We start from the raw sequence: 15,228 nt of genomic DNA, 5'->3' as shown, positions 1-15,228 counted from the left end.
CGTTGGAGACGGTCTGGCCGGTGTTGCGGTCCAGCACGACCACCTCGATATCAGCCCCGGCGGCCGCCGGGGCTGATATCGAGGTGGTCGTGCTGGACCGCAACACCGGCCAGACCGTCTCCAACGGCACCGACCGCCCCTTCCCGATCGCCTCCGTGGCCAAGCTGTTCATCGCCGATGACCTGTTGCTGCGGGCGTCGAAGGGCGAGACGACACTGACACCCGCCGACCGCGAGTCGCTCGACCTCATGCTGCGCTCCTCCGATGACAGCGCGGCCCAGAACTTCTGGGATCGTGACGGCGGAAACGCCATCATCACACGCGTGGTCGCACGGTACGGACTGACCGGCACCACGGCGCCCTACAACGGGCACTGGGACGTCACGCAGAGCACCGCAAGCGATCTCGTCCGCTACTACGACAAGCTGTTGAACGGCAGCGGAGGGCTGCCGCCCCAACAGGCCAACGTGATCATGAGCAACCTGGCGCACTACACGCCGACCGGAACCGACGGGTACCCGCAGCGGTTCGGCATCCCCGACGGGCTCTACGCGGAGCCGGTCGCCGTGAAACAGGGGTGGTTCTGCTGCTGGAACGGCGCCAATCAGTTGCACGTGTCGACCGGCGCGATCGGACCGGACCGCCGCTATGTGATGGCCATCAGCTCCCTGCAACCCGTGGACGCCGCCGCGGCGCGCGACACCATCACCGAGGCCGTCGAGACGATGTTCCCGGGCGGCCGAATCTGAACGGCGCGCCTGCCCGCCCGTTTCTTCCGTGGTTCGTCGGCCGTCATCGCTGCCACACCTGGCGGTACTTCCCGCTGTTGGGGTCACGGGCCGGCGGTTCGGCCGCATGCTCCACCACAACGGGCGCGGCCCCCTGTGCGGCGAAGAACGCCTGCAGGCGCTCGTCGAGGGCGCGCCAGACCTGCGCCGAATCCACCTCCGACGACATCTCCAGTCGCACCCGCAAGGTCCTCGGATCGGTGCGGATGGCCTGACATCGATGCACCCCCGGGGTTTCCTCGATCACCTCCACCAGGGCCAGCGGCAACACCGTGACCACCGACCCGTCCGCCGCGTCGAAGGAGAGGAGGTCGCTGGTGCGGCCCTCCACGGTGATCGCCGGCAGCCGATTCCCGCACGCGCACGCGGTGGCAGCCAGTTTCACGCGGTCGCCGAGGTCATAGCGGATCAGTGGCTGCACCCGGTTGGCCAGGTTGGTGACCAGAACGCTGTGGGAGACGACGCCCGGCGCGACGGGCCGGTTGTTCTCGTCGACCGGTTCGATCAGATACCAGTCGCTGTTGACGTGGAACTGCCCGTACCCGCATTCCATTGACAGGCCGGGGAATTCGGCCGAGGCATAGCGGTTCTCCACCGAGCAGCCGAACGTCGACTCGATGTCGGCGCGTTGCTCCGTGGTCAACTGCTCACCCGCGGTGATCGCCAGCAGGGGTTGTATCGCCAGCCGGCCCGCTCGTTGTTCGCCGGCCAGTAGCGCCAGCGCGCTGGGGTATCCCTCCAGGGCCGTCGGCCGAAACGCGTTGATGTCGCGCACCAGATCGGGCAGGGGCCGCAGCACCGAGAACACGCGCACGTGGTCGGCCAGGAAGGTGCTGCGGCGGCGGGTGGCCTCCAGCGCGGCGGAGGCACCGACGTGCCCGCCGGTGACGAACAGTGCCGCCACCCGCAGCCCGCGCCGCAGCACCCCGCACAGCAGCGCCGGTCGCCGGACGAACCGCCACTCGCCGCGGCGGCCCACGAACTGGAACACCGCCCACGACGGGTCGTCGTGGATCAGGATGGCCGGTTCTCCGCTGGTCCCCGAGGTCGTCGCGACGTGGTAGCGGCCCAGATAGCGGGCTCCCAGAAGGGAATCGTCGGACAGGAAGTCACGCCGTAGCGACTCGATGGTGATGTCCGGATCGGTCACCCAGTCGTCGAAGTGCGTCATCAGCTCACGCTTGGACGTGACGGGGAGCGACTCCGGAGCGACCTGCCCCGGCGGGACATCTCGGTACAGGTGGCGGTAGTACGGTGACGCCGTTCGGGCATACCGGACCAGCGCCTGCAAGCGGGCCCGCTGGCGGCGGGAGATCATCTCGTCACCGCGCCGGAAGCGCCATGCCTCCCATGCGATCGTCGCCAGGCGAACCCTCGTGCCGGCCACTCCCACCTGTCGGCGAGAAAACATGCGTCGCATTGGTTCGCTCCCCTAGCACCGTGGAAAGTTGAAGATCCGCCGCGCGTTGCCCTCGACGATCAGCCTGGCCTCGTCGTCGGGAACGTCCACATCTGCGCCCACACACTTGATGCGGGCGTCGATGTCGTGGCATCCGGTCCGCATGCCACCGTAGCTGCGGGGGTCCATGCCGAAATCACGCCGCGGCTTTCCGGCGACCGCGTTGAGGGCGAAGTTCCCGGCCGGCCTGCCCTCGTAGATCCGGGTGTCGTTGCCGTCGGGCAGCGTCTCGATCCGGGGAGCAGCATTGACGTATTTCGACGGTAACCTGTCCAGCCACACCCTGAGGTGCTCGATGACGTGGTCGTCGACCGAGATGACTTGTGCGTCTTTCGGGAGCACGGTCGGCCTCCTCTCCGTTCAGCCGTATCGGGAGCCCTCGCTAGATCTTCGCGACGGCCTTGTTGCGTGTCACGGGCTCGGCCAGCCTCTGATCGACGATGACCTCCTGGAGAGATTCGGTGGTCTCCTCCAGCCCCTTGCCCCGGCGCCGGCCCGGGGTGAAACAGGCCGGTAGTTTCAGCATGCCGTTGATGATGCCGACGGACGGGTAGTGAATCGTCGTATCGGGATAACAGACGGAAATCAGGGATACGCTCGAGACGATCATGTGACCGAGCGCAAGTCCGCCCACATGGCTATCTTCGGTTGTCCCCGATGGGCGGGACATTGTCGGTAATGAAGGACGCGTGCGCGGCAACGATCCGCCACCGTGTGCCCTCGCGCTTCCAGGCCCTGGTGTAGCGCATCCGGGCGGTGAACGCGGTACCGCCGACGGTCCCCTCCAGGGTGCCGAGGAAGAACGTCGCCCCAACGTCGTCACCGAACGTCTCGATTCGCAGTTCCTCTTCATCGACGCGGCGCATCTTCTGGTGTCCGCTGCGATGAACTCGCATGTCATCGTCGCGGCTGTAGAGGTTGCCGTCGGGACCGGTGAAGACGGCCCTCTCGTCGATGAGCTCCTCCAGGGCGACCACATCGGAAGTCAGTTGGGCGGCCTGCAATCTGCGCTCGGCATCGGCAAGGGCGGACACGCGGGCCTGGTCCATATCCACCTGCGCATCGTGTCAGACCCGCCACGCGGACGCGCTTCCTTACGCCAGCGGCGAACTCCGGCGCGGGCCGCACGCGGCGAGAGGTCCCACTAATTTCACCTGAGCAATCATTGCGCTATCGAAACTATTTCATTATGGTAATCACCTATGGATGCGGACCGACCGGTGAACAGCCTCGAAGAGTTCATGCGGGCGATGTTCACCTCGCTGATCGTGGGGTTGTCGCGCTCGCTCAAGGATCAGCAGCTCAGTGTCGTCGAGTTGGCCGCGCTGCACCTGATCGACCAGCACGGCACGTTGCGGGTGGGCGATATCGCCAAGCGTCTGGACGTCGCGCTGGTGGCGGCCAGCCGAGCGGTGTCGAAACTGGTCGATCAGGGGCTGGTGCTGCGCGCCGAGGACCCCGGAGACCGGCGCAGCCGCACCCTGACGTTGTCCGACGCCGGCCGCGACCTGATCGACGCGACCAGCGCCGAGCGTGTCGACATGGCCATCGCGACAGCCGCCGAGCTACCCGGACCGGTAATGGAACGTATTGCGGCCGTGCTCAATTCGCTCGGCGCCGACGCCCAAACCCGGGACGAGGAGGAACCGCAATGAGAAGCACCTGGAAAGTCGAGACGTTCGTCCCGATGTTGATGACCGCCGGCTTCGTCATCCACCTGATCAACGCGTCGCGCCATCTGCTCACCGGCAGCTCCGACGTCGCCGAGATCATCAGCTGGCCGGTCGATCTCTGCCTCTTCGCGCTGATGCTGTTCTGCTCGGTGGCCCTGATCGCCCGCAGGAAAACCGTGTTCGCCGCCTACGACCTGGCGACGGCGCCGCGCCGGGTCGGTTACTGGGTCATCACCGGCTACATCACCGCGAGTCTGCCCGGACACCTGTTCTTCCTGACAACCGGGAGCACGGTGTATTTCGACGTCTTCCCATGGTGGTTCAGCCTGCTGATCATGGCTGTCTACCTCGTGATGATCGGCTACTTCGTCTCGCTCAGGCCGGTTGCGCGCACCTCGCAACGACTCGGTGAGCCCCACCGCGAGGCGAACGGAGCGGTCCGATGAAGCGCACTGCGAAGGCAACCCTGATCCTCGTGATCGGTTTCGTGCTGGGCGCCGCCGTCGCCCTGGGTTGGTCGATCTTCCGCCCGTTCTCCGGCCCGGACATCAGAGCCACGGCACCCCGGCTGACCGAGACTCCCGAGGGAAAGACCTTGGAGACGTTCTACCTCGAGGAGCCCGGGGACATCGTTGCCATCACCCACGACGGCAACAAGCCGGTGCCGCCGTTTCCCGACGACATCGCCACGTTCGACGCCGACAGCCTGAGCAGCGGGATGGCGTTGGTGACGAAGGTGCGCAACGCCGACGACGAGATCGTGGGATTCGCCGTGGAACAGGAAGAGGTCACCGCGGACTCCTCGGTCATGCGGGGGAGGATGCGGATGTACACGTCGTGGACACTGACCCTGCCGGGCCGGGGAACCATCTTCATGTACGAGATCGAGGACGGCAGCAAGTTCGCCCGCGAAGTGGTCATTCCCGCGCTCACCGGCGTGCGGGAGTTCCAGGCCGACGGTGAGCCCTACTACTTCGTCACCACAGACGGACCCAATCCCGACGGTACGGGTCAGATCATCGGCGGAACCGGTGATTTCGCCGGCATCTCAGGACATTTTCGCGAGCTGAGCTGGCTGCGGAGCTTCACCTCGGACGGCGCCATGACCGGCCGCTTCGCGCTGGAGCTGGTCTACGACCTACCGACCGGCTGACGTCGGTGTGGCCGGCACGACGTGGATGGGACCGCAATGCACGCCAGGCTTCGCCAGCGCCTGCTTCGTATCAACGCGATCTTCCTGGGTGGGTTCGGTCTCCTCGGCCTGGCGGTGCTGGACGTCCCGGCTGCATGCTGCCGGACGGGGGCGGCCGCGACGATCGTCGGCGGCGCACCGTCGTCGGCCATCGGGTTCATCGAGGCGCACGGGCTGGCGGTCATCCTCGCCGCCTTGCTGTTCCACGCGTCGCTGCGGGTGCCCGACCGGTCCTGGCACGTGGCGGCCAGCGCGACGCACCTGCTATTGGGCACGGCCAACATCGTGTTCCGGGACCTCTTCGTCATCGGCGACGTCGTATGGGTGGGCTGGCTGACCACCGTGCTGCATTTCGTCTTCGCGATCGCTGAAACCGTTGCCGCCGTGACGGTGAGCGCGCGGGGCGTTCCGGGACCTGTGAACCAAGCGGATTAGTTCTCCGGTCCCCACGAAATCGTGAACAGTGCTGTTCAATGCGTGTCGATGACCCGGGTCTTTCGGCGTTGTCTCACAGCGGCTGCCCCGGACTTCGTCTCGCGAGGCGCTGCATCTCCTCTACCGATTCCTGACAACGAGCGGCGCATCCAAGCCCAGCCGGGGATTGACAGGCAGGTGGTTACTTGCCTATTGTTCGGACGGGTGGGTGACGTGTTCAAGGCCTTGGCGGACCCCACGCGCCGCGCGATCCTGGACGAACTGACCGAGCGGGATGGCCAGACGTTGTTCGAAATCTGTGCCCGCCTCGCCACTAGGCACGGCATCGGGTCGTCGCGACAATCCACCTCGCAACACCTCGACATGCTCGAGTCCGCCGGTCTCCTCAGGACCCGTCGCGACGGTCGATACAAGTTCCACTACGTCGACACCACACCGCTAAGACAGATCGTGCGGCGGTGGCCGATATCGGACCAGGAAGGACCGACATGAAGATCAACCTGGCCAGTGTGCTGGTCGACGATCAGGACAAGGCATTGCGCTTCTATACCGAGATCCTGGGCTTTGCCCCGAAACACGACGTACCGATGGGACAGTTCCGATGGATCACGGTGGTATCTCCGGAGAACCCTGACGGTACGGAACTCGTGCTCGAACCCGACGAGCATCCCGCCGCCAAACCGTTCAAGGAGGCGCTCGTCACCGACGGAATCCCCTACACCGCCTTCACTGTCGACGATGTCCACCATGAGTACGAGCGGTTGCGTTCGCTCGGAGTACGTTTCACCCAGGAGCCTGCGTCGATGGGCCCGGTGACCACCGCGGTGTTCGACGACACCTGCGGCAATCTCATTCAGATCCAGGCGGGTTAGCCGCTGCCCCTGGTCGGTGTCGGCGCTCGGGTATTCCCGCGTCGCGAATGCCGTGGTGCTGCGCCCGCAGCCACGCTGGTCGAACATGACCAACCGATACGCGTCGGGGTTGAAGGGCCGTCGCATGCCGGGCGCGCTGCCCGATCCTGGACCGCCGTGGACTGCCAGACCTGACCCTCCTGCCCCTCGGGGCGATCACCGCGCCGTCACACGACCAGCGCGACCGACTCACCGGCAACGGAAACGGCAGGACCGTGAAAGCCGCTGGGCGATATCGGTTCCCGCAGACCCGTCGCCGGGGCGGATCACCGAGCAGCCCAAGGGGTTTCCACGGTCTGGACTGCGTCACGCGAGGGTGAGGCAAAGAGTGCCGAGGGCACCCTTTCCACCTTCAGGATAAGGCAGGGCCGGGGGCTTGTGGCAAGGCCCGGGTGGTACTGCATACTTGCGCGTCCCACCAGCTCGGCAGGAGGATTCCAGGTGTCCGGACCGCTTGATGAGGGGCCGTTCTTCCACGGCACGATCGCGGACATGACCGTCGGTGAGTTCCTCACCGCGGGCCGTCCATCGAACTACCGTCCCGAGATCGTGATGAACCACATCTACTTCACTGCACTCGTCGATGGAGCCGGCCTCGCGGCGGAGATCGCCGCAGAACTGGCGACGGACGCAGCCGTTCCGAGGGTCTATCGGGTGGAGCCGACCGGGGCATTCGAGAACGACCCGAACGTGACTGACAAGAAGTTCCCCGGCAACCCCACCCGGTCCTACCGCAGCAGCGCCCCCTTGCGGATCCTCGGCGAGATCACCGAGTGGACACGACTGACTCCCGAGCAGATACAGACGTGGCGGGAACGGCTGGCGGCGCTGCTCTCAAGCGACCGTGGCGTGATCATCAATTGACATCGGGTTCCCGGGGTGGGAACGGTCCGTTCCCTCGATTCTCAAGGGGTGGCGATGAGGTTTCGCCTCGCCGCCGGTCGGTACAGACATGACCGACCAGACCACGACAATCCCGAGCCAAGGAGGAGTGTCATCGAACAACACCAGATCGCCAAGGAACTGGCCCTCACGGGCGCGAAGGAACTGCTCGACGCCACCTCGGAAGCGCACCTGGCCTACACCGGCCGCGACGGAACACCACGGGTGGTCCCCGTCGGCTTCTATTGGACCGGCGAACAGTTCATCATCTCCACCGCGGAGACGGCACCCAAGGTCAGCGCACTGTCGGCCCGCCCCGACGTCGCACTGGCCATCGATCGCGGCGACACTCCCGGAGAAGCACGAGCCCTGTCCGTACGGGGGCGAGCGGCCATCACGATCGTCGACGGCGTGGTCGAGGAATACCTCGCCGCCGCGCGCAAGTCCATGGGCACCGAGGCGGCAGCCGAGTTCGAACGGAACTGCCGGCAGATGTACGACCGGATGGCCCGCATCGCCATCACACCCAGGTGGGCGCGGTTCTACGACTACGGCGCAGGCCGACTGCCCACATTCCTCGCCGAGCTCGCCCAGCGGAACCAGAGTTAACGGCACGACCGAAAAGGACTGACACCCATGCCCGTGATCGACGTCAAACAGGACATCGACAACCTCACCCTGACCATCACCGCCGACTTCGCCGCACCCGTGGCGCGGATCTGGCAGGTCTACGCCGACCCGCGTCAGCTGGAAAAGATCTGGGGACCACCCAGCTACCCGGCGGCCGTGATCGGCCACGACCTCACCCCCGGCGGGCTCGTGACGTACTACATGACCGGCCCCGAGGGCGACAAGCACGCCGGATACTGGCGGATCACCACCGTCGACGAGCCGAACAGCTTCTCGTTCATCGACGGCTTCGCCGACCAGGACCTTAACCCCAACCCCGAGATGCCGGTCTGCACCAACGTCTACACCTTCGCCGAGCACGGCGGCGGCACCCGCGCGACCTACCTCAGCACCTACGAGACCGCCGAAGGCCTGCAGCAGGTGCTCGACATGGGTGTCATCGAGGGCACCTCATCGGCGATCAACCAGATCGACGACCTGATCACCACCTGAGCCCTCCTTGGGCTGGTCGTCGCAGGCCCCGCCCTGGCCGGTCCGGAGGCGAGAGGACTACCCGAGCAGCTGCTGGCGCAGCGTCATGTCAAGCCAGCTGCGGTAGCGCCGCGGGCTCCAGCGGCGGTCGACGACGAGCAGACGATACGTCTCGGGCGACATGATGGCGTAGACGATATCCGCCGCGTCAGGTTCGGCCAGCCCGGCGCGCAGGGCGCCCAGGCGCGCGAGCGCCCGGGTGAGCTGACGCTGCCCGGTGGCGCGCTGCCGCTGGATGTCACGAAACAGGCCTGCCGCGTCGGAGTCGGCCTCAGCGGCGCCGGCCAGGATTCGATAGACGTTATTGCTCCGGCCGTTGATCGCCACGGCCAGGTCGGCGAACCCGGTGATCAGACGTACCGGATCACCCTCGGCGAGCAGGTTGGCAACCTGGGGCCGCTCCGTCACTGCCACCGGAGCGTCATCGCCGCCGATCGCGACGTCGAGCCATGCCTTGAGGATCCCCAACTTCGACTGAAAGAGCCGGTACACCGTTGCCGGAGGCACATCGGCTCGCTCGCTCACCTCGGCGACCGTCGTTGCCGCGTAGCCATGGTCGACAAAGAGTGCGGCAGCGGCATCGATGACGGCCCGGCGGGCAAGGCGGGTACGCGCCTGTCCGTCGGAAGGCTTGACACTCGGTGACTTGCGAGGCACATTTTGAGAGTACCGCTCTCAATTTGAGAGTTCCAGTTCACGATGGGAAGTGGCATCCGATGAAGACGATGACCTGCCAGCAACTGGGCGGGCCCTGTGATCATGCGCACCGCGGTGCGACAGCCGACGACGTCATCAACGCGCAGGACCGTCATCTGCGCGATGCCGTCGCGCACGGGGACCCGACTCATTCCGATGCCCTGGCCGCGATGAAGGCGCGCTGGAGGCGCCCGATCTCCGGAATGGGCTGGTATCGCAGGGTCAAGCGTGACTTCGCCGCCCTACCGGAGGATTGACATGGCCGAGTAGCCGAAGCCCACCCGCGAGGCGGGAACCACCGAAATCGACAACCTCCTCGCCAGCCTCGCCGACTGGCGAGGAGAGCTGCTCGCCCGGGTCCGCGGGCTGATCCTCGATGCCGTCGACGGCATCGAGGAGACCTGGAAATGGATGGGCAGCCCGGTGTGGGAAAAAGACGGCATCATCGCCGTCGGCAACGCGCACAAACAGAAGGTGAAGCTGACCTTCCCCAGGGGCGCACAGTTGCCGGACCCGTGCGGGGTGTTCAACAACGGGTTCGGTGGCAAGTCCTGGCGCGCGATCGACCTGCACGAGGGGGCCGCCCTCGACACCGCTGCTTTCCAGGAACTCGTCCGGCAGGCGGCAGCACTCAACGCCGACTCGCGCTGAGGTGTGCGTCGCGCCCCGCGATCCCACCGTCGGCGCTGTGACCGGTCGCGACCCATCGGCCGTACGTCCGGCGAGCCCAGGATGCCCCCGGTCAGACCAGCGGGGTATTGAGGTCCAGTCCCAGCTGATGCCGTCCGATCAACTCGCGGGTGATGTCCCAATCCCAGAAGGCGTGCGAGCACACGGTGTTGATGTCGCGCCAGTGCCGCTGGATCCGCTTGTCGTTGTGAAAGCTCGACGAACCGGCAACGGTCATCATGTGGTTCATCGTGTCGCGGCAAAGATTGGACACATAGGCGACGCGCCCCTTTGTGGCGACACGGTCGTCGATCGTGAAGGGCCTCGTCGCGAGGATGGCCTCCGACTGCGCATAGCCGGTACGCGCCAGATCCTCGGCCATCTCCAGTGCCAGCTCGAGGCCGCCCAGAGTGATGTGGGCGTGCTGCTGGTCCTTGATCACGGTGCCGACATGGCTGCGCACGCGTTTTTCCGTGGTCGCCTCAAACTCCTCGAGCGCACCGGCCAGCGCTCCCGAAATCACCGGCATGATCGAGGACAGCGCGACGACGAAGAAGGGGATCGAATAGAAGGGGTTGGCATAGAGTTTCGATCCCTCGGTCTCGCCATCGAAGAATTCCAGCAGCGAAATCGCGCGATGGTCGGGCACGAACACATCCCTGGCCACATAGTCGGCGCTGCCGGTTCCCGACATGCCGGTGAAATACCAGGTATCGAGTACTTCGACATCGCTGACGGGCATCAGGAACGAGCGCGGCCCCTCCGCCGTGTTGCCGGTGATGATCACCCAGTCGGCGTGCATGATGCCCGAACCCCAGACGGCCTTGCCGCTGATCTTCCAGCCGCCATCGACCCGTTCCGCTTGCAGGTCAGGAGCCGAGGCCGCCGGCAACAGCGCATAACCGTTCTTCGCGAAGACCTCTTCCTGCGCCTGGGCGGGGAATTTCGCGATGTACAGGTTGTGGAGGATGTAGAAGGCAGTGATCCAGCCGGTCGACGGACAGGCCGCGGCGATCGGCCGAACGACATCGAAGATCGTCGAGAATTTGGCCTCCGAACCGCCCCATTTCTCCGGCACCCACATCTGCAGGATCTCCGCGTCGAGCAGGTCCCTGATCGTGTCGTCGTGCGGCTTGCGCAGCCTCGCGGTCTCGGCCGCGCGCGCCTGAATGGTTGGAGCAAGAGCGCGGGCACGTTCGATCAGCTCAGCATCGGTAGCAGGCATTTCTCTCTCCTAATAGGGTGCGGCCTTGGCGGTCCGCACATCAACGGGGCCGACCTCCGAGCTGTGCATCGGTGGCGTTGAACCGCAGGCGTTGGATTCGCTAACGGCTTTTCGACTCGCTCATGGGAGAACGGGGGTCGGGATGCCGAGGATCTTGCGGTATTCATCCGCCGTGGCGGGCCGCCGACCGTGGAGTTCGGCAATCTGCCTTGCCATCTCGAGCATCTCCACGTTGCTGGTGAGCTTCTCGTCGCTGTTCGGATACTTCCACGGTGTGTCTTCCGTACCGACCCGGATGTGCAGGCCCATCATCGTCGCGAGCGTGGTCATATAGAGGGTCGCGCGGCCGGCTGCACACACCAGGATCGGCCCCTCGGGATCGATTCGCCGGATCTGGTCCACCATCAAGAACAGGTGCAGCGCCATGTCGCGTGCGTTCGGCACGTAGGTGCCGGAAAGGAGCGTGCGGCCGGAGTTGAACGGGAGCCCGTACAGAATTCCCCAATAGGCGGGCAGTTTCAGCACGCCCGTGTCGACGAGCTTGCGCTTGGTCAGCTCGATCTCCCCCGAGCTGTGGATGGCGAGGAACGGTTTGACACCCGCGTTTTGCACGGCCTCGATCGCCGGGACCATGAAGGCTTCGGGGTGCCCTGGGGCACACGGCGCGAGCTCGGCAAGACCCTCGCGCGCCGGGGCCATGCACTCGTCGAAGGTGGACCCGTTGAGCACGTTGCAGTCCGTCACGAATTCGGTGCCGTACTGCTTGCGCAGCGGGTCGATCACCGTCCGGTAGGCGTCGACGGGCTTGAGGTCGCGATCCAGCCGGCGACCCGAGGAGTCTTCGACCCAGGTGAAGTCGAAATGCACGCCGACGGCGCCTGCTTCGATCACCGCGCTCGCGTCCGCAATGTAGTCCTCGAGGTTGGTCGCCCCGACACCAGCGCGGCCGGAGACCGCCGTGTGCAGGGCGATCTGCTCAGGAACGTCCCACCGGGGCTGGATCTCGGGCCCCACCGTGAACTGGTAGTCCTCCATCTCCTTGCGGGCGGCTTCCCAGAGCGGCGGCGGCGTGGTCATTATCTCGTCCTCCATCGATCGTTGGTTGTCTACGGCGATGAGCCGGCCATCGCACCCTCTAGCGCGGCGCGGGCCCTGTGGGTCGTCGTGGGTTGCAGTGGACTGGCGCCGTCGTCGAGCTCGACGGCGATCCGCGGCGCACCATCGAGGTGCGATCCGCGGCAGGCACCACCCGAGAGCGTCACCGCGTCCCCCCTTGAGCTCCTCACGACGTTTTCGCCCCGCCGGCGCGTTGGTCCGTCTCGCCTTCCCCGGCAACACTCCGGGATCACGCGTGTCCAACACACCAGGTCGGGGCCCGGTGCTGCACCTCGGTATGACGATCCGCGACGAAGGTGCTAGACGAACCTAACCCGAAACATCTAATATTCCAATAGTTCAATAGTAGGCGCTCCGCACCCTGGACCACCGGGACGGGGAGACCGGATCGCCGCCGGCACACCATCAACCGCGCGGGAAGCGGTCAGGGACGATCGACAACGAAGCGTCGCACAGCGCCATGGCACAGAGCCGCATGCATACGGTTCCGGCAGGGAGCCGACCGGCGGGAAGATCGCGACGACGTCGGCGCGCCTCCGGATCTCCTTATTGAGCCGCTCCTAGGGAACGCGGTGAACGCCGGCAGATCGGCCCGAGCTGCCTCCAAGTGTTCGGCGGACCGGCGCGCGAACGCCAGGCCCCCTCTCCGCCCCGGCGTCTGGGACAATAGTTCAGACCATCAGATCAACAGCAAGGGAGACGACCATGGCGAGCGCCCGTCTGCGCCAGGTCGATCGCAGGCCGCTCTACGAACAGGTCAGCGAGCGACTCCGAGAGTTCATCGACACCAGCGGCATGCAGCCCGGCGACAAGCTGTCCAACGTCCGCGATCTGGCCAACCAGTTGTCGGTGGGGCGGTCGTCGATCCGCGAGGCCATCAACGCGCTGCGCACTCAGGGCATCGTGGAGGTCCGCCACGGCGATGGGATCTACCTGCTGAATCGTCCGGAGGACGTGATCACCTCGCTAGCCACCGAACTGGTCGAGACTCGTGTCGACCTCCCCTACATATGGGAAACGCGCCAGGCGCTAGAGACGCAGTGTGCTCGGCTGGCCGCTACTCGTGGGACGGACGAAGACCTGGATGAACTTGAGGCGGCCCTGAAGGAGATGGAGGCAGAAGTCGATGCGGGCGAGCCCGGCCTCAACGGAGATCGCCGTTTCCATCTCGGAGTCGCCGCCGCCTCGCACAACCCGATCCTTATCAAGCTGCTACATGGGCTCAGTCAGCCATTGGACCGCACGTCGGAGGTCTCGCTGACGCGCGGGGGCCGACCAACGAAGTCACTGGATGACCACCGCCAGATCCTCGCCGCTATTCGTGCCCACTCGGCCGACGATGCGGCAGAGCGGATGATGCAACACCTGGTCAGCACCTCGGACCATCTGATGGCCAACCCCGACTGACAGAGCGGTTCGACGGGGCCCTCCCACTTTGGCGCGCGGGCCGCGGCGCACGGTGCTACCGTTCAGGTGATCTGATCACCTGAACGGTTTCGACCGTACCGCTCCGGCGAGCGAGAGCCGGCCGACCAGGATAAGCCAAGAGATCAGGCCACCTGATCACTGAAAGGACTGTTGATGGGTTCCTCATTCATCGCCGAGCACGGGCTGTGGACGGCAGAGCAACAGGAAGCTGCTCAGCAGCTCGGGGCGCGAGTCCGGGAGATGAATCTGCGCCAGATCCGCATCAGTTGGGGCGACCAGCACGGCATCCTGCGCGGTAAAACCCTAGAGGTCGATCACTTTCTCACCGCACTCGAGAATGGCAAGGACTTTCAGACCGCGACGCTGATCTTCGACACCACCAACAATCCCGCCATCCCGCCGTTCGAGGCGCATGGCTTCGGAGATCCGCGACTGACGGGGCTGCCGGACGGCGTGCTGGTCCCGGATCCCACAACATTCCACGAACTGCCGTGGGCCGAGCGGACAGGCTGGGTCTTGTCAGATCTGTACTACCGCAACGGCGACCGAGTGCCGTTCGATACGCGCGGCGTGCTACAGCACCAACTCGCCGCGCTCGCCGCTGACGGATACACCTTCACCACAGGTGTGGAGCTGGAGTTCTACATCACCCGAATGGTGGATCCCAAGCTCGGGTTCGCCGACTCGGGCTACCCGCCTGCCCCACCGGTCGTGACCGCCCTGTCCCACGGATACCAGTACCTCACCGAGAACCGTGGCGACGAGGCCGACGCCATCCTTAGCGTGCTGCGCGATCATCTGGTCGCCCTGGGGATGCCCCTGGCCACGATCGAAGACGAATGGGGGCCGGGGCAAGTCGAACTGTCGTTCGACCCGCTGCCAGGCATCCAGTCAGCCGACAATGTGCTGCTGATCCGCAGCGCCATCAAACAACTGTGCCGCCGGCACGGATACCACGCGACCTTCATGTCTCGCCCCGCCTTCGACCACGTGGTGTCCAGCGGATGGCACCTTCACCAGTCTCTCGGTGTCGCCGGTCAATCCAACGTGTTTCCGGGCAAGGACGGTGCGTTGTTGTCGGATACGGCGATGAACTACATGGGCGGCCTCTTGGCCAACGCCCGCGCCAGTTCGCTGCTCACGACGCCCACCGTCAACGGATACAAACGCTACATCGCCAACTCGTTCGCACCGGACCGAATCGCGTGGTCGGAGGAGAACCGAGGCGCGATGGTGCGGGTGTCAGGCGCCCGCGGCGATGCCACAACGCATCTGGAAAATCGCATCGGCGAGCCGGCCGCCAACCCCTACCTGTACTTGGCGTCGCAGTTGATCAGCGGACGCGATGGCCTGGCCCGCAAGCTCGACCCCGGCCCACCCGTCGATGAGGCGTACAACGCCGACGCGCCGTTGGTGCCGGCGTCGCTTCAGGAGGCGCTCGGATACTTCCAGGGAAGCGAGCTGATGCGGCGCGAACTCGGCGATCCTTTTGTCGACTACCTCACCGCCCTCAAGAAGATGGAGGTCTCCAGATTCAATGCCGCGGTGACGGATTGGGAACAGCGCGAATACTTCGAGGTCTACTGATCCGAC

Annotated in this window: 21 protein-coding genes; 14 read left to right on the top strand and 7 right to left on the bottom strand. The window is 65.6% G+C overall.

Going from position 1 to position 15,228, the window contains the following annotated elements:
* The coding region (locus tag CSR00_RS17715; RefSeq protein ID WP_099023732.1) for a serine hydrolase at window positions 1-749 on the top strand (749 nt) is incomplete at its 5' end.
* A 43-nt stretch (window positions 750-792) separates the two neighbouring features.
* Here the strand turns inward: CSR00_RS17715 and CSR00_RS17710 are convergent.
* Genes CSR00_RS17710 through CSR00_RS17695 form a run of 4 tightly spaced genes read right to left on the bottom strand, consistent with a single transcriptional unit; the run spans window position 793 to window position 3,296 of the window.
* Window positions 793-2,175 (bottom strand): phenylacetate--CoA ligase family protein, encoded by a 1,383-nt coding sequence (locus CSR00_RS17710; protein WP_245906189.1) that lies wholly within the window; start codon window positions 2,173-2,175, stop codon window positions 793-795.
* A gap of 45 nt (window positions 2,176-2,220) precedes the next feature.
* Window positions 2,221-2,589, bottom strand: coding sequence for a hypothetical protein (locus tag CSR00_RS17705; protein WP_245906187.1), 369 nt, complete (start codon window positions 2,587-2,589; stop codon window positions 2,221-2,223).
* 40 nt (window positions 2,590-2,629) lie between these two features.
* On the bottom strand, window positions 2,630-2,857 hold the full coding sequence (locus tag CSR00_RS17700; RefSeq protein ID WP_099023730.1) for a hypothetical protein: 228 nt from the start codon (window positions 2,855-2,857) through the stop codon (window positions 2,630-2,632).
* Window positions 2,858-2,885: 28 nt separating this feature from the next.
* On the bottom strand, window positions 2,886-3,296 hold the full coding sequence (locus tag CSR00_RS17695) for a nuclear transport factor 2 family protein (protein WP_099023729.1): 411 nt from the start codon (window positions 3,294-3,296) through the stop codon (window positions 2,886-2,888).
* 171 nt (window positions 3,297-3,467) lie between these two features.
* Between CSR00_RS17695 and CSR00_RS17690 the strand changes: the two genes are divergently transcribed.
* The 9 genes from CSR00_RS17690 to CSR00_RS17645 all read left to right on the top strand — a co-directional run bounded on the left by CSR00_RS17690 (window position 3,468) and on the right by CSR00_RS17645 (window position 8,462).
* Complete coding sequence (locus CSR00_RS17690) at window positions 3,468-3,902, top strand: MarR family winged helix-turn-helix transcriptional regulator (protein ID WP_218014512.1); 435 nt, start codon at window positions 3,468-3,470, stop codon at window positions 3,900-3,902.
* Entirely contained in the window at window positions 3,899-4,366 is a 468-nt protein-coding gene (locus CSR00_RS17685; protein ID WP_099023727.1) for a hypothetical protein, read from the top strand. The genes CSR00_RS17690 and CSR00_RS17685 overlap by 4 nt, the downstream gene beginning before the upstream one ends.
* Window positions 4,363-5,073: a hypothetical protein gene (locus CSR00_RS17680; RefSeq protein WP_099023726.1), complete on the top strand. Its 711-nt coding sequence runs from the start codon at window positions 4,363-4,365 to the stop codon at window positions 5,071-5,073. Before CSR00_RS17685 ends, CSR00_RS17680 begins: the two co-directional genes overlap by 4 nt.
* Before the next feature lie 36 nt (window positions 5,074-5,109).
* Window positions 5,110-5,547, top strand: a complete 438-nt coding sequence (locus CSR00_RS17675; protein ID WP_099023725.1) for a hypothetical protein — start codon at window positions 5,110-5,112, stop codon at window positions 5,545-5,547.
* A gap of 204 nt (window positions 5,548-5,751) precedes the next feature.
* Window positions 5,752-6,039: an ArsR/SmtB family transcription factor gene (locus CSR00_RS31300; RefSeq protein WP_245906185.1), complete on the top strand. Its 288-nt coding sequence runs from the start codon at window positions 5,752-5,754 to the stop codon at window positions 6,037-6,039.
* Window positions 6,036-6,419, top strand: coding sequence for a VOC family protein (locus CSR00_RS17665; protein WP_099023724.1), 384 nt, complete (start codon window positions 6,036-6,038; stop codon window positions 6,417-6,419). The genes CSR00_RS31300 and CSR00_RS17665 overlap by 4 nt, the downstream gene beginning before the upstream one ends.
* 480 nt (window positions 6,420-6,899) lie before the next feature.
* Window positions 6,900-7,322, top strand: coding sequence for an NAD(+)--rifampin ADP-ribosyltransferase (gene arr, locus CSR00_RS17655; RefSeq protein ID WP_099023723.1), 423 nt, complete (start codon window positions 6,900-6,902; stop codon window positions 7,320-7,322).
* Between the two features lie 54 nt (window positions 7,323-7,376).
* Window positions 7,377-7,949, top strand: a complete 573-nt coding sequence (locus tag CSR00_RS17650; RefSeq protein ID WP_245906183.1) for a pyridoxamine 5'-phosphate oxidase family protein — start codon at window positions 7,377-7,379, stop codon at window positions 7,947-7,949.
* 27 nt (window positions 7,950-7,976) lie between these two features.
* Window positions 7,977-8,462: an SRPBCC family protein gene (locus CSR00_RS17645; protein ID WP_099023722.1), complete on the top strand. Its 486-nt coding sequence runs from the start codon at window positions 7,977-7,979 to the stop codon at window positions 8,460-8,462.
* Between the two features lie 57 nt (window positions 8,463-8,519).
* Here CSR00_RS17645 and CSR00_RS17640 read toward each other — a convergent pair whose 3' ends face one another.
* Window positions 8,520-9,158: a TetR/AcrR family transcriptional regulator gene (locus CSR00_RS17640; protein ID WP_099023721.1), complete on the bottom strand. Its 639-nt coding sequence runs from the start codon at window positions 9,156-9,158 to the stop codon at window positions 8,520-8,522.
* Between the two features lie 59 nt (window positions 9,159-9,217).
* On the opposite strand from CSR00_RS17640, the gene CSR00_RS17635 reads away from it, so the two are divergent.
* A complete protein-coding gene (locus CSR00_RS17635) occupies window positions 9,218-9,454 on the top strand; it encodes a hypothetical protein (protein WP_099023720.1) in 237 nt (78 codons plus the stop codon).
* A 46-nt stretch (window positions 9,455-9,500) separates the two neighbouring features.
* Entirely contained in the window at window positions 9,501-9,848 is a 348-nt protein-coding gene (locus CSR00_RS17630) for a DUF1801 domain-containing protein (RefSeq protein ID WP_099023719.1), read from the top strand.
* Window positions 9,849-9,939: 91 nt separating this feature from the next.
* Here CSR00_RS17630 and CSR00_RS17625 read toward each other — a convergent pair whose 3' ends face one another.
* Together CSR00_RS17625 and CSR00_RS17620 are read right to left on the bottom strand one after the other, a co-directional pair.
* Window positions 9,940-11,091: an acyl-CoA dehydrogenase family protein gene (locus CSR00_RS17625; RefSeq protein WP_099023718.1), complete on the bottom strand. Its 1,152-nt coding sequence runs from the start codon at window positions 11,089-11,091 to the stop codon at window positions 9,940-9,942.
* Window positions 11,092-11,211: 120 nt separating this feature from the next.
* Window positions 11,212-12,168 carry a 3-keto-5-aminohexanoate cleavage protein gene (locus tag CSR00_RS17620; RefSeq protein WP_099023717.1) on the bottom strand — a complete coding sequence of 319 codons (957 nt, stop codon included), beginning with the start codon at window positions 12,166-12,168 and terminating at the stop codon, window positions 11,212-11,214.
* Window positions 12,169-12,912: 744 nt separating this feature from the next.
* Here CSR00_RS17620 and CSR00_RS17615 point away from each other — a divergent pair.
* Window positions 12,913-13,614 carry a FadR/GntR family transcriptional regulator gene (locus CSR00_RS17615; RefSeq protein ID WP_099023716.1) on the top strand — a complete coding sequence of 234 codons (702 nt, stop codon included), beginning with the start codon at window positions 12,913-12,915 and terminating at the stop codon, window positions 13,612-13,614.
* A gap of 174 nt (window positions 13,615-13,788) precedes the next feature.
* Window positions 13,789-15,222, top strand: coding sequence for a glutamine synthetase family protein (locus CSR00_RS17610; protein ID WP_099023715.1), 1,434 nt, complete (start codon window positions 13,789-13,791; stop codon window positions 15,220-15,222).
* Window positions 15,223-15,228 lie beyond the last annotated feature (6 nt).

Source organism: Mycolicibacterium palauense (genome assembly GCF_002592005.1).
Taxonomy (GTDB): domain Bacteria; phylum Actinomycetota; class Actinomycetes; order Mycobacteriales; family Mycobacteriaceae; genus Mycobacterium; species Mycobacterium palauense.
Note: the sequence above shows the minus strand (reverse complement) of the source record. Positions and strands in the feature narration are given on the sequence as shown.